Here is a 13,110-nt window from a genome sequence, read left to right as displayed (position 1 = left end):
AGTGTGCGCGCCGGCGCGTGCGTTGTCAACCCATTGGTTTAATACAACGTCACCAGGTCGTCCGGCGAGTGCCGCTACTGCGACCGATATCGGGCTGAGGCGAAAGCGTGGCCTCAGTCGAGCACCTTGGCGTGGCAGCAACCGCTAATGTGCACACGCACAGGTGGCAAACCACACGTGGTGCGGATCAGCGTGCGCAGCGAAAGGCGGTGAGGTCGACGTTCAACGAACTGTGGGGTTGGTTGCTCGATCGCGACTGGACGTTGAGCCAGATCCACACCCCGATGGAGTGGTTCGCGTTCCTCAGCATTCCGTTGTTCACCGCGGTGATCGGCTGGCTCATCAACTGGACCGGCCTGATCATGCTGTTCTATCCCGTCAACTTCCACGGGTTCAGAATCCCGGGAATGGCCGAGCTGGCACGGCTGTTGCCGCACAAACTTCAGGAGATCCCCGGCATCCTGCAGGGCGGGGTCGGCTGGCAGGGCATCGTGCCCGCCCGTGCGGCCAAGATGGGCTCGATCGCATCCGACAAGGCCATCGCCAAGCTCGGTACGCCCGCGGAGTTCTACCAGCAGCTCGAGCCGGACATGATCGCCGAGCACATCGTCAAGCTCTTCGAAGCCGAGATCCCGCAGCTCGTCGACGAGGTGATGATCGCCAACGACCCCCAGTTCTGGCGCGACCTGCCGACCGTCGGCAAACGCGCGATCGTCGCGCGGGTCCAGTCGCAACTACCGGACGTGGTGCGGTCGATCACCACCGAGATCGGCATCCACATCGACCAGCTGCTCGACCCCAAGATCATGGTCATCGAGCACTTCCGGAAAAACCCTGACCTCGTCATCCGCGTCTTCAAGGACATCGGCCAGCGCGAGCTGAACCTGATGGTCAACTTCGGCTTCATCTTCGGGTTCCTGCTGGGCATCCCCGTCGCGTTCATCGACCACTGGTTCCACACCTGGTGGATGCTGCCGATGCTCGGCGTCATCGTCGGCTGGATCACCAACGCGCTCGGCATGTGGCTCATCTTCGAACCGACCGAGCCGACCCGCTATTTCGGCATCAAGTTCCAGGGCCTGTTCCTGCGGCGGCAAGAGCAGGCCGCCGAGGTGTACGCCGGGATCATCGCCGACGACGTCATCACGCTGGAACGCATCGGCGACTTCCTGATCGACGGTCCGAGCGGCGACCGCACCCGCCAGATGATGGCGGCCGCGCTCGGCCCGGCCATCGACCGCGCAGCCGGACCCATCCGGGGTGCGGCGCGGGTGGCACTCGGCGCCCAGGCCTACGACTCGATCAAGGCCGGCTTCGCCGCCGAGGCCGTCGGCCGGACGCTGACGCCCTTCAAGGACGAAGAGTTCTCGAAAGCGCAATCAGGGAAAATCCGCACACTGATCGCCCAGCGCACCAAAGAACTTCCGCCGACCGACTTCGTGGAGATGCTGCGTTCGGCAATCAGGGAAGATGAGTGGATGCTCTACGCTCACGGCGCGATCATGGGCGCCGCCGGTGGCTTCCTCCACTACGGCATCTTCTTGGGACTTGGTGTGGCATGAGTGACAACCGACGCCAGCCGCCCAGACGACGCCACGCCCAGTGGGGACCAGTCAGCGCCACATTCTCTCCCTCATCGGAACCGTCCGCGGCGCTCCTACCCGCGAGCGAGATCGGCGAAGCACTGCCCGGCCTCGTCCGCCTGGCCGCGACGGCCTGGGTACGCACGGCGGAATGGACCCTCGTTGCCGGGCTCAAAACGGGCCGGCGCGCACTCGAGATAGTCGCCGACCCGGCATCGGCGGCCGACACCGCACGCGAGCTGATCTCCGGCGTCGCGCAGGCCGGCACCGTTTTCGGCGAGGTGGCCAAGGCCGTGTCGAACGGTGTCTCGGTGTCGCAGGCCGTCGTCCAGGTCAGCGCCTCGCTCACCGACACCGCGACGACGACGCACACGGTGTCACACCAGCAGGAAGACGAAGAGCGCCAACGCCAAATGGAGCAGTCGTTGCGTGCTCAGGGGCAGGCGCTGCTGACCCGCTCGCGCGACGTGTGGAACACCGAACGCGGCCACCCCGCCTACGCCCGCATCCTCGAGGAGATGGCGCCCGACGAGGCCCGCATCCTGCTGCTTCTCCTGCGCGGCGGCCCACAGCCGGCGGTCGACGTCCGCACCGGCGGCCCCATCGGCATGGTGTCCTCGCGGCTGGTGGCTCCGGGCCTCAACATGATCGGCCCGCGGGCGGGCCTGCGCTATCTGGACAACGTGCCCGCCTACCTCAACAACCTGTTCCGGCTGGGCCTGATCTGGTTCTCGCAGGAGCAACTACGCGACCCGCTCGAATACCAGGTGGTCGAGGCCCAACCGGACGTGCTGGCCGCGATGCACTCGGTGCGCGCGCACAAGGTCGTCCGCCGTTCAATCCACCTCACCCCGTTCGGCGTCGACTTCTGCCGCGCCTGCCTGGTATCCGAGGACGAAGACGTCGCCGCCCTGCCCGAGCATCAGGCGCCACACGACATCGAGTGAAGGGTCGGGGCGCTCCTAACCGTGCGCGTCCGCGAGCTGCGCGGCGATGGACTCGATGGCCTGCGTCAGATCCAAGTACGGGATGTCCGGATCGCGTTCGTGGTAGATCGCGGTGACGATGATCGGAAGCGTCGCAGCGGCTTCCGGGTAGTTCTGGATGTCCATGCGAGCGACCGCCTCGGCCACCGGCACACCGTGGTCGTACAGGCGGGTGGCGTCGGTGTGCAGGGTGGACCAGAACCGGATGCCGCGGTCGATGGCCGCGTTGATCTCGGGTCCGATCAGGACGGGACCGTGCCCGGCGACGACTGTCCGGGCTCCGAAGGCGCGGATGCGCTCGAGCGCCCTGATCCAATTCGGGATCGAGCCCGACCAGGTGACCGCAACCGGGTTGTGCGTCAACAGATCTCCGGCGTACAGCACACCCAGCTCGGGGAGGTAGGCGATGGCGTCGCCCACGGTGTGCGCCGGCCCCAGTTCGTGGAGTTCGACGTCGAGTTTGCCGACTCTCAAGGCCTTTTCACCGTTGAAGGTGGTGTCGGCGGCACGAACCCGTACTTCGGAGAAGTCGAACGGCCGTCCGAGTGGTGCGAGCGCCTGCAGTGGACCGCCCGGCTGGGTATCGGTGTTGAGCAGTTTCGTGGTGAGGTCGGCATGTTCCTGAGTCATCAGCGCACTGGCGGCTTCGGTGGTGATGATTTCGGTATCAGCGGCGAATACCTGATTGCCGAAGAAGTGGTCACCATCGGTGTGGGTATTGAAGACGTACCGCACCGGCGCTGACTCGGTCAGTACGTCCATCTGTGCGCACATCGCTCGTGCGTGTTGCACGTCGTAGAGGGTGTCGATGACGAGCGCTTCGCCGGCACTCACCACCAGGCCGGCATTGGCCAAGCCGAGGGCTTCATTGCCGGACAGGAAAACATGGGCTCCCCCACCGAGGTCGAATAGGCCTTCCTCGAAAGGGATTTCGTCGGTCATCGTTCGTCCTTTGCTCGTTCGTCGTGCAGCTTGGCGGTGGCGTCCACCAAAATGTTCGCCGCGTCAATGCCGCCCTTTTCGGGGACGATGCCGAGGGTCTTGATGAACATCGCAGTCATCACGTAGTGGCCGGCCAGCAGGGTGATCTCGGCAATTTCGTTGTCGGAGAAGAACTCCTGCATCGCTTCCGTGCTCGCCCCGCCGTCCTTGATCTGCGCCAGCAGGTCATCGACGAACGCGATGAGCACATCGACGCGCCGGTCTCCGAACTCTGTGGCTCCTGACGCGACACCGTCGATCATCGACTCTGATACTCCGGCGGCCCGCGCCTCGGGCACGTGGTGATGGAGCTCGTACGGGGCGTTCGTCACCGCGCCGACACGCACGATCACCAACTCCCGCGTGTCGGCCGCAAGCGCGCCCGTCCGGAACGAAAGCCCTAGTGACAGATACGGCTTCGCACTGGACCTGGTCATGACCAAACCTCGCGACAGGTTGGCCGGAAACAGGTCATAGACCTCGCGTTGCGCGGGATCGAGGTCCTCCAGGCTTGGCAGTCGAACAGCCATGAATCCTCGCCTTCGCTTCAAAAGGGTGTTTGCCGGCGGTGCCCATAAGATACGGAGCGTTTCCTACTTTCACGGTAGCGCGGGCCGTTAAGATACGCAACGTGCCTAATCGAGAAGCGGCCGTACCGCCCGGGCCGGTGTCACGACGCCGGGACGACGCGCTGATGTCCGCCATCCGAGACGCCACGTGGGCTGAGCTGACCGAACACGGATACGCCGGCGTCACCTTCGAAGGCGTCGCGCGCCGCGCAAAGACGGGCAAGCCAGTTCTTTACCGCCGCTATCGTTCTCGCGCACAGATGGTCACCGACGCGCTTCCGACGCTGCGCACCCCGTCGCTCGAGGTGGCGTCGTCGAAGAACCTTCGTGACGACATCCTCGCCATGGTCGAATCCCTGGTCGATCAGTGGCAACAGATCGGGCTCGACACCTACCGCAACCTCATCGCCGAAGCCGACGAAGCCACCCTGGAGACTTTCCAAGCGAAGGTGGCCGCACACACCGACCACACGATTCGCCGCGCACTGGACGCCGCGCGCGATCGAGGCGAGATCGGACCGGCCAGGATTCCCGACCGCGTAGCCACCAGCATTCTGGCACTCATGCGCAACGAATTGTTGCTCGCACACAACACCATTGAGCGCAGCGCCCTTGCCGAGCTGGTGGACCTCATCTACCTGCCTGCGGTCGAGGCCGCCTCACGTAGACCCAGGTAAGCATGGGTCTGCAGACCGCTGACTATCGTGGGTTTGTGACCACGTGGCATGGCGACGAACTCGATCTTGACGCTTATTTCGCGCGCATCGGCTTCGAGGGCGAGCGACTCCCGTCCGCCGCGACCCTGGCCGCTCTGCACCGCGCCCACACCACCTCGATTCCGTTCGAGAATCTCGAGATCATGCTCGGCCGGCCGATCCTCCTCGATCTGAACACCCTGCAGCACAAGATGATTCAGTACCGCCGCGGCGGCTACTGCTACGAGCACGTGACGGTGTTCGCAGCGGCCCTGGAGCGGCTCGGTTTCCGGTTCACCGCGCTCGGCGGGCGCGTCACCCTGGGCGCGGAGGGGACCGCGCGCCCGCGCACCCACGCGCTGATCGTTGTCGAGTTCGACGACGGTCGGCGCCGGCTGTGTGATGTCGGATTCGGCCGCGGGCCACTCGAACCCATCGAGCTGATCGCGGGTAACGAGGTCGATCAAGACGGCTGGCAGTTACGCCTGTCCTCGGCTCCCCTCGGCGCCGACACCGAGGTGTTCCATCCCGACGAGTGGACGCTGTGGCAGCGGTCGAGCGTCGATGGCACGGTCGGATGGCTCGACCGGCACGTCTTCACGCTCGACCCGCAGTATCCGATCGACTACGCCGTCGGCAACCACTTCGTGTCGACCTCACCGCGCTCACCGTTCACCACCCGGCCGTTCGTTCAGCGATTCGCTGCCGACGTCCAGCACGTGCTCGACGGAACTACGTGGACCACAACGAATCCCGACGGAACCTGCTCCACACGCGACGTCGAGATCTCTGACGTACCAACCTTGTTGGCCGACACCTTCGGCGTCGAGTTGTCCGGTGAGGACGCTGCGGCTCTGGTCGACTGGATGCGGGTGCGCCTCTAGCTGGCCGGATGGAACCCGCGCAGGACGGTGTCGAGGTGTCGCCGCCAAATGTCGTCGCCACCGCCGGCCGCGGCGATGCCGCGGAGCGCCCAGATGGTTGCGGTCACGTCTGCGGTCGTCACGTCCCGCCGGATCGCGCCGGATCGCTGCCCGCGCGACAGCAAGGCTGCTGACTGCTGCCGGAGTTCCTCCACGAGGTGCTGTGGCGCGAGGTCGCCCCACAGAAAGGCGGACAACCCGCTCTTGCGGACGAGCTCGGCACCCACGGTGTGGAGGAAGACGCTCAGGCATTGCTCGTCGGGTGCCGCGTGCGCTTCCTCAGCAGCTGTCAGTAGGCGCCCGAAGAACTCGCTCAACACTTCGCGGACCAGCGCCTCCTTGTTGGGGAACCGTCGATAGAGCGTTGCCGGACCGATCCCGGCGGCCTGGGCGACGTCCTCCAAAGTCGCCTGCGGGCCGTGCTGCGCAAACACGTCCTCGGCAGCGACGACCAATCGGCTGCGGTTGGCTGCCGCATCTCGTCTCATCGTCGGCTCCATTTCCAGGCGTACTATCTGATAGTGAAACTATCACTTATTGCGAAGGGGTTCGACAGTGACGGCTGTTGATGGCATGGCACGGGTGCAGATCGGCCATTCGGACCTCCGTGTTCGGCCGGTCGGTCTCGGCTGCATGGGGATGTCGCAGAGCTATGGAGACGCCGACGATTCGACGTCGATGCGAACCATCCGTGCAGCGCTCGACTTGGGCGTGGACCACCTCGACACTTCGGACGTTTACGGCGCTTCCGATATCACCTGGGGCGTCCCGATCCGCGGGTTCGGCCACAACGAGGAGCTGATTGGCAAGGCCATTTCCGGACGTCGCGACGAGGTGGTGCTGGCCACCAAGTTCGCCGCCCGGATCAACGACACCAACGACGGGATCGCCATCGACGGGCGGCCCGAGTATGCGACCGCCGCTTGTGAAGCGAGTCTCCGGCGTCTCGGTACCGACGTGATCGACCTGTATTACTGTCACCGCCTCGATCCGCGCGTCCCTATCGAGGAAACGGTCGGGGCCATGGCCGAGTTGGTCGGTGCGGGCAAGGTCCGCGCGATCGGTCTCAGCGAGGTGGGGCCCGAGACCTTGCGCCGAGCACGGACGGTGCATCCGATAGCGGCGTTGCAGAGCGAGTATTCCCTGTGGGAACGCGGCGTCGAGGGCGGTATCGCGGAGACGTGTGCTGCGTTGGGGATAACGCTGGTCGCCTACAGCCCGCTGGGCCGCTCCGCACTCACCGGAGCGTTGGCTGCCGACGCAACCTTTGCGAAGGGCGATCTGCGCGCCACCAACCCGCGCTTCACCGCGGAGAACCTGGAGACGAACCTGGCTCCCGTGGCTGCACTGAACGAGCTGGCCGATCAAAAAGGTTGCCGCCCGGGCCAATTGGCGTTGGCCTGGCTGCTTTCGCGCCCCTTCCCGGTGGTGACGATTCCCGGGACCAAGCGCGCCGAGTATGTGGCCGAGAATCTTGCCGCCACCAACGTCGCCCTCAGCGCCGACGAATCTGCCTATCTCTCAGCGGCTTTCGCACCGGGAACCATCGTCGGCGACCGCTACGCGCCGGCGCACGCCCGCACTGTGGCGCCACGCTGAGCGCGCAGATGACGCCCACCCCTGCCGCCCGCCCCCTTGTGCTCGGTCAGATCGCATCACTGACCGGCTCCAATTACATGGGGTTGGAGAACTTGGCCGGCGCCGAGCTGGCGGTGCAACAACTGAACGACTCTGGCGGCGTGCTCGGACGCCGTATCGAGTTGCGCGTCGAAGACGACGGCAGCCTCCCGCAGGGCGCAGTCGATGCTTACGGTCGGCTCGCCGGTCTGCGAACAGTCGCGGTTATCGGCACTTCGTTCTCGAATGCCAGTCTCGCCGTCCTGCCACACACCGACGGACACCAATTGCTTTATGTCTCAACTGGTGCCGCGCACACGCAGGTCGATCCCGTGCGGCCGTACGCCTTCATGACGCCGCCGCCCGGGCATCTGGTGGCCGAGCAACTGCTGCGGTTCCTTCACGGCGCCGGCATCACCGAGATCGCGGTCGTCATCGATGCCGACAGCGCGTTCAACCGGGATGCCTGGGCGGCCCAGAAAGCCATGCTCAGTCGTCACGGCATCGCGGCCGTCGCCGTCGTGTCCGTCAACGTGGACACCGACGATTTCGGTCCGGTAGTCCGCCGGCTCGCCGAGAGCTCGGCACAGGCGTTGATGGCTTGGGTGACCGGCCCACCGGCAACGGGTTTGGCACTGGCTTTTCGAGCCGCCGGGCTCAGCATGCCGATGGTGATGGGGATCGGGGCAGCAAGCCCGGGATTTGTGGACTCGGTCGGACCCGCCGCCGAGGGCATCATCGTCGGAACGTCCTTGGCGAGCATCGGTTCAGACGTACCAGAGCCGACGATGCGACTCACGATCGAAGCCCTGACCGCACCCTTCGAACAGCGCCATGGCGCGCTCCCATCGCAGTTCGCCGTCGACGGTTACGTCGCCGCCAAACTCATCGCGGCGTCGATCGAAGCCGCGGGCACCGACGACCGTGGCGCCGTCCGGGACGCGATGGAAACGCTGACGTACGTAACGGCTGCCGGCCGATACGCCTTCTCGCCCACCGACCATTCGGGCTTGGACGTCGATGACGTCGCCGTCGCCGTCATTCGGGACGGCCGGTTCCGTCTCACGCCGTGGTCCGCAGGCAGGCTACGAGAGCACTTGTGCCGCACGGACACGAACCGCTGACGATCGACGGTGTCGGTCTGGTCGCGGGCTGCTGTCAGTCCGGCGGCGGCGTGGTGCTGAAGACCGGCCAGCAGATCTCCGTAGCGGTGAATGTTGTTGGAGCTGCGGGTGTTCCGCCGAGGTAGTGTTCACGGATCGGACCCTGGCCGCTGATCAGGTGCTCGTTCGCGTATTTGCCCAGTGCCCCGTAGCTGCGGTCGATGCTTTCGTCGTGACCACCGGAGTGGGTGAGCACCGCGTATTCGGCCTTGGGTAACACCTCCGCGCGGACACCGTCCGGAGGCTCCGCCGATTGCGGCGCGGGAACGAACAGGGTTGCGTGGCCGCGTGATTCGAGAAAGAGCGCCCGGTCGTAGAGGCCGCCAGGCACGACGAGGGACGGTGCGCCTACTGCGGCAACTGCGTCTCGCAGTGTCCTCAGCGTCGCCGCGAACCAGCTGTCGATCTCGGATACCTCGATGGTGGCGCCGATGGACCACACGGCCAGTGCCGGCTCATGGCGCACTGCCACGAAGGCGGGAGTCTGCACGGGCGAAAGCAACTCGCGCAGCGCGCCAACGGTGTCACGCGTCTGTTGCAGCTGGACCTCCATCTGTTCGAGATGAGCCGTGATGATCTGGGTGCGCGTCGCGGCGTCGTCTGTGGTCAGCAGCGCTTTGATGTCGGGAATGGACATGCCGAGGGATCGAAACCGGCGAATGATGTGTGCATGGTCGACCTGGCTGGTGTCATAGAAGCGGTAGCCGGTGTACGCGTCGACGTGTGCCGGTTCGAGGATCCCGATGTCGTGGTAGTGCCGTAGCGCTTTCCTACTCAGGCTGGTCATCACGGCGAAGTCACCGATCGAAACCTGTGCGCCCACGCCGTCCTCCTCATGCGATCCGCCGCCCGCGTTATCGGCTGAGGCCATCCTGCAGTCTCCCCCTAGGGCAAGGTCAACATCGCGGCCCCGACTTGACCCTCCCCCTACAGGAAGCTCCACCGTGAGGTCATGACCACAGATTGGGATGGCCTCCCGGACAACATAAAGACGTTCATGACCGCGCTCAGCACCCCGCAGGACGGCCGCGCGGTTGCCACCTTCACCGCCGATGCGGTCGTGACCGATGAGGGGCGCGACTACACAGGCCGTCACGAGATTGGAGCCTGGCTGACCGCCTCAGCCGGCGAGTACACCTATACCTCCGAGTTCACCGGGGCGACCACCACCGACACGACCATCGACGTCGGTCAGCATCTGGAGGGCGACTTCCCCGGCGGGGTCGTCGACCTCCGTTTCCGCTTCACCCTCGACGGCGAGTCGATCAGCCGGTTGGTGATCGAGCCATGAGCCGGAGATGGTTCATCACCGGCGGTACGCCCGGCGGCTTCGGGGTGGCCTTCGCCGAAGCGGCGCTCGAGACGGGAGACCGTGTGGTGCTGACGTCCCGGCGCCCGCAGGAGCTGGCGACCTGGGCCGAACAGTACGGTGACGCCGTTCTCGTCGTGCCGCTGGAACTCACCGATGCAGCGCAGGTACAGCGCGCGGTGCGCGCGGCCGAGGAGCACTTCGGCGGTATCGATGTGCTGGTCAACAATGCGGGTCGCGGTTGGTACGGATCGATCGAGGGAATGGACGAGACCTCGTTGCGGGCGATGTTCGAACTGAACTTCTTTGCGGTGCTGGCCGTGACGCGCGCCGTGCTGCCAGGCATGCGCGCCCGCGGAAGCGGGTGGATCGTCAACGTGTCCTCGGTGGCCGGGCTCGTGTCGGCCGTCGGATTCGGCTACTACAGCGCGACGAAGTTCGCCATCGAAGCCATCACCGATGCGCTACGCGACGAGGTCGCCGCACAGGGCATCTCCGTCTTGACGGTCGAACCCGGAGCGTTCCGCACGAATGCCTACGCCGGCTTCGCCAATGAGCCTGTCGCTGAGGCAATTCCGGAATATCACGACATGCTGGAGCAGGTCCGTGCCACCTTCGTCGGGATGGACGGTGCGCAGCCCGGCGACCCTCGCCGCGGAGCTCGTGCGGTACTCGCGGCGATGGCCCAGGACCCGCCGCCCCGCCGGCTGGTCCTGGGCAACAGCGGATACGACGCCGTGATCGATGCGCTGGAGCAGAACCTGGCCGACATCCGGGCGAACGAAAGACTCTCTCGCAGCGCGGATTTCCCTTCCTAGCCGGGCGGCCCGGCTTCCTTCCGCCGGCCCTCACCGCGGGGTGGTGATCACCACTACCGCTTCAGCAGCACCATCGGGAGCGGCGAACCGGTGGCGGCGATCGCTCAGCCAACTCAGCGTCGCCCCCTCCTCGACCAGACTCTCCTCACCGACCGGCCCGGCCAGCACCTTGCCATCGACAACCGTGAGGTGCTCGCGAACGCCGACCCCGTGCGACGGCGAGATGTGCTCGGCGCCATCGGGGAACTCCAGGCGGAACACCTCAACGGTCACCCGGGGCAGGTGCCGCACCGAAAGCAGCACCGTGCGCATCCCGCCGTCGGCGGCTGGGTGCACGCCCGGGGTCTCGCCGACCAGCGCGGTCAGCGGCACATCCAGGGGTTCACACAGGGCATAGAGGGTCTCGACCGTGGGATTGCGGCCGCCCGACTCGATCTCGGACAACGACCCCTTGCCCACCCCGGCTCGGCGGGCGAGCTCGGACAGGCTCAGACCCCGCTCCACCCGCAGCTCTCGCAACCGGCGACCGACCTCTCCCGCATACATCTCTTCATGGTACGTTCTGTTTACAGAACGTTCCGTATTCAGAACGGAGGGTGCGGATGGAACAGGACGTCTCGAAGGCAGTCCCGATCAGTGCCGGCGTGGTGTGCGCCCTGGTCGGCTTCACGTCGTCGTTCGCGGTGGTACTCGCGGGGCTGCGGGCAGCGGGCGCAAATCCGCAACAGGCGGCCTCGGGTCTGGTGGCGGTGAGTTTGGCGATGGGCGCGTCATCGATGCTGCTGTCGTGGCGGTTCCGGATGCCGATCACCAGTGCGTGGTCGACGCCCGGCGCGGCGCTGCTGGTCACGACCGGTGCGGTGGCCGGCGGGTGGCCCGCGGCCGTCGGCGCGTTCGCGCTCACGGCGGTGCTGCTGCTGGCGACGGGCCTCTGGCCGGCGCTCGCGCGCCTGGTCACCCGCATCCCCAATCCCGTCGCTCAGGCGATGCTCGCGGGGGTCCTCCTCCCGCTGTGCGTCGCTCCAGTTACCGCCTTGGCCCACGATCCGGGTGCGATCGCACCGGTGCTGGTGGTGTGGCTGATCATGATCGCGCTCCGGCCCCGCTGGGCCGTACCGGCCGCGTTCGGCGCCGCCCTGGTGGTGATCACGGTGACACTGGTCCGCAACCACGCCCTGCCCGCAGCCACTGCATGGATCCCCCACCTGCAGGTCACGGCTCCCACCTTCACCATGCAAGCGCTCACCGGCATCGCTGTGCCGCTGTACATCGTGACCATGGCAGCGCAGAACATCCCCGGCGTCGCTGTCATGTCGGGCTTCGGTTACCGCGTTCCCTGGCGTCCGGCGCTGACGGTGACCGGGATCGGTTCCTTGCTGGCGACTCCGTTCGGCGGACACGCCGTCAACTTGGCCGCGATCAGCGCCGCGTTGGCGGCCGCACCGGACGCCGATCCGAACCCCCGGCGCCGCTGGATCGCCGGGTTCACGACGGGGGCGGTGTACTGCGGGCTCGGCCTGGTCTCCACCGGACTGACAGCGGCTGTTCTCGCGGCCCCGGCGGGTGTCGTGCAGGCCGTTGCCGGTGTGGCACTACTCAGTGCTTTTGCCGGCGCCTGCGCGGGAGCAATGGCCGACGAATCGGCGCGACTCCCCGCAGCGGTGACGCTGATCGTTGCCGCCTCGGGAACGACGGTGGCCGGTGTCGGTGCGGCGTTCTGGGCGCTGGTGATCGGCGTGATCGCACACCGACTGCTCAGGCCTGCGGCCGCCGCCGCTCCAGAACCGTCGCGCCGAAGTGCGCCTGCTGCTACGACAACGCAGCCTCTCGGCTGAACGGCGGCGTCAGCACAGGCGCCATGGCAGGTTCCTCGCCCGCCTGCGGACGGCGGTGACTCCACAGGACCACGGCCGCGATGAGGGCCACCACTCCACCGGCGCCAACCGGCAGCGTCGTCGACTGACGGTCAGCCAGTATCGACTGGCACTGCTCGACATAGTTGCTCGGCGCGAACATGGGCCCGCGGTTGGTGTGCAGATCCAAATTGATCTGGTCTTGTACTCGGGCGACTTCGAAGTCCGGGCGAAAGCCGGTCCCGCAGGGAATCGGCGTTCCAAACCGGTCCACAGCTCCCAGCTGCACAGGGATTGCTGTAGATAGCAGCGCGCCGAGAACCGCAGCGGCACCGGCAAGGGCTAGTACACGGCTAAACATGTTGCTCCAGTTCCCCCTTCGAGATTGGTGAACGACTGCGCTGGCGGCAATCGTCGACTTGGCGTTCATCTCGTGAGCGGTTGCGGCCAGCAACCGCCGTATATGGGTTAGTCGTGACCGGTGGCTCAAGCCGAACGTGCGAATTACGTGATCCCGAGCACATAGCGGCAGCGCTACTCAAGCCGGCAGTTGAAGGCCTCCGGCCAGGCGGCCCGGCCCGATGTCACGGCCGACCAGTCCGAGGGGACCTTG

At 66.2% G+C, this 13,110-nt stretch carries 14 protein-coding genes and 2 pseudogenes; 9 read left to right on the top strand and 7 right to left on the bottom strand.

Annotated features, from left to right (window positions below):
- Window positions 1-209 precede the first annotated feature (209 nt).
- Window positions 210-1,562: a hypothetical protein gene (locus ACJH6H_RS06055; protein ID WP_212807736.1), complete on the top strand. Its 1,353-nt coding sequence runs from the start codon at window positions 210-212 to the stop codon at window positions 1,560-1,562.
- Entirely contained in the window at window positions 1,559-2,530 is a 972-nt protein-coding gene (locus ACJH6H_RS06050; RefSeq protein ID WP_406774442.1) for an Abi-alpha family protein, read from the top strand. Before ACJH6H_RS06055 ends, ACJH6H_RS06050 begins: the two co-directional genes overlap by 4 nt.
- A 15-nt stretch (window positions 2,531-2,545) precedes the next feature.
- Here the strand turns inward: ACJH6H_RS06050 and ACJH6H_RS06045 are convergent, their stop codons facing one another.
- Together ACJH6H_RS06045 and ACJH6H_RS06040 are read right to left on the bottom strand one after the other, a co-directional pair.
- Complete coding sequence (locus ACJH6H_RS06045; protein WP_406774441.1) at window positions 2,546-3,511, bottom strand: MBL fold metallo-hydrolase; 966 nt, start codon at window positions 3,509-3,511, stop codon at window positions 2,546-2,548.
- Window positions 3,508-4,080: a carboxymuconolactone decarboxylase family protein gene (locus tag ACJH6H_RS06040; protein ID WP_406774440.1), complete on the bottom strand. Its 573-nt coding sequence runs from the start codon at window positions 4,078-4,080 to the stop codon at window positions 3,508-3,510. The genes ACJH6H_RS06045 and ACJH6H_RS06040 overlap by 4 nt, the downstream gene beginning before the upstream one ends.
- Window positions 4,081-4,244: 164 nt before the next feature.
- On the opposite strand from ACJH6H_RS06040, the gene ACJH6H_RS06035 reads away from it, so the two are divergent.
- Window positions 4,245-4,796 carry a TetR/AcrR family transcriptional regulator gene (locus ACJH6H_RS06035; protein ID WP_406774517.1) on the top strand — a complete coding sequence of 184 codons (552 nt, stop codon included), beginning with the start codon at window positions 4,245-4,247 and terminating at the stop codon, window positions 4,794-4,796.
- 35 nt (window positions 4,797-4,831) lie between these two features.
- The gene (locus tag ACJH6H_RS06030; RefSeq protein ID WP_212807740.1) at window positions 4,832-5,698 is read left to right on the top strand and encodes an arylamine N-acetyltransferase; all 867 of its coding nucleotides are present in this window, start codon (window positions 4,832-4,834) and stop codon (window positions 5,696-5,698) included.
- Here the strand turns inward: ACJH6H_RS06030 and ACJH6H_RS06025 are convergent.
- On the bottom strand, window positions 5,695-6,225 hold the full coding sequence (locus ACJH6H_RS06025) for a TetR/AcrR family transcriptional regulator (protein WP_212807741.1): 531 nt from the start codon (window positions 6,223-6,225) through the stop codon (window positions 5,695-5,697). The two genes, ACJH6H_RS06030 and ACJH6H_RS06025, sit on opposite strands and share 4 nt — an antisense overlap.
- 85 nt (window positions 6,226-6,310) lie before the next feature.
- Here ACJH6H_RS06025 and ACJH6H_RS06020 point away from each other — a divergent pair, with 85 nt between their 5' ends.
- Both ACJH6H_RS06020 and ACJH6H_RS06015 read left to right on the top strand, forming a co-directional pair.
- Entirely contained in the window at window positions 6,311-7,336 is a 1,026-nt protein-coding gene (locus ACJH6H_RS06020) for an aldo/keto reductase (RefSeq protein WP_212814484.1), read from the top strand.
- 8 nt (window positions 7,337-7,344) lie between these two features.
- Complete coding sequence (locus ACJH6H_RS06015) at window positions 7,345-8,478, top strand: ABC transporter substrate-binding protein (protein WP_212807742.1); 1,134 nt, start codon at window positions 7,345-7,347, stop codon at window positions 8,476-8,478.
- Window positions 8,479-8,512: 34 nt separating this feature from the next.
- Here ACJH6H_RS06015 and ACJH6H_RS06010 read toward each other — a convergent pair.
- Both ACJH6H_RS06010 and ACJH6H_RS06005 read right to left on the bottom strand, forming a co-directional pair.
- A pseudogene (locus tag ACJH6H_RS06010) lies at window positions 8,513-8,773 on the bottom strand (GyrI-like domain-containing protein); the annotation flags it as partial.
- Window positions 8,774-9,031: 258 nt separating this feature from the next.
- Window positions 9,032-9,388, bottom strand: a pseudogene (locus tag ACJH6H_RS06005) (helix-turn-helix domain-containing protein); the annotation flags it as partial.
- 81 nt (window positions 9,389-9,469) lie between these two features.
- On the opposite strand from ACJH6H_RS06005, the gene ACJH6H_RS06000 reads away from it, so the two are divergent.
- Window positions 9,470-9,808, top strand: coding sequence for a nuclear transport factor 2 family protein (locus tag ACJH6H_RS06000; RefSeq protein WP_212807743.1), 339 nt, complete (start codon window positions 9,470-9,472; stop codon window positions 9,806-9,808).
- Complete coding sequence (locus ACJH6H_RS05995; protein WP_212807744.1) at window positions 9,805-10,644, top strand: SDR family NAD(P)-dependent oxidoreductase; 840 nt, start codon at window positions 9,805-9,807, stop codon at window positions 10,642-10,644. The genes ACJH6H_RS06000 and ACJH6H_RS05995 overlap by 4 nt, the downstream gene beginning before the upstream one ends.
- Window positions 10,645-10,674: 30 nt before the next feature.
- On the opposite strand, the gene ACJH6H_RS05990 is transcribed toward ACJH6H_RS05995, so the two are convergent.
- The gene (locus ACJH6H_RS05990) at window positions 10,675-11,190 is read right to left on the bottom strand and encodes a helix-turn-helix domain-containing protein (RefSeq protein WP_212807745.1); all 516 of its coding nucleotides are present in this window, start codon (window positions 11,188-11,190) and stop codon (window positions 10,675-10,677) included.
- A 56-nt stretch (window positions 11,191-11,246) separates the two neighbouring features.
- Between ACJH6H_RS05990 and ACJH6H_RS05985 the strand changes: the two genes are divergently transcribed.
- Window positions 11,247-12,479 (top strand): benzoate/H(+) symporter BenE family transporter, encoded by a 1,233-nt coding sequence (locus ACJH6H_RS05985; RefSeq protein ID WP_212807746.1) that lies wholly within the window; start codon window positions 11,247-11,249, stop codon window positions 12,477-12,479.
- On the opposite strand, the gene ACJH6H_RS05980 is transcribed toward ACJH6H_RS05985, so the two are convergent.
- Window positions 12,454-12,927: a hypothetical protein gene (locus ACJH6H_RS05980; RefSeq protein WP_212807747.1), complete on the bottom strand. Its 474-nt coding sequence runs from the start codon at window positions 12,925-12,927 to the stop codon at window positions 12,454-12,456. The genes ACJH6H_RS05985 and ACJH6H_RS05980 overlap by 26 nt on opposite strands.
- Window positions 12,928-13,110: the final 183 nt, after the last annotated feature.

This window comes from Mycobacterium sp. SMC-21 (assembly GCF_045310825.1).
Taxonomy (GTDB): Bacteria; Actinomycetota; Actinomycetes; order Mycobacteriales; family Mycobacteriaceae; genus Mycobacterium.
The sequence above is the reverse complement of the archived record's forward strand: the minus strand, read 5'-3'. Positions and strand labels throughout refer to the sequence as shown.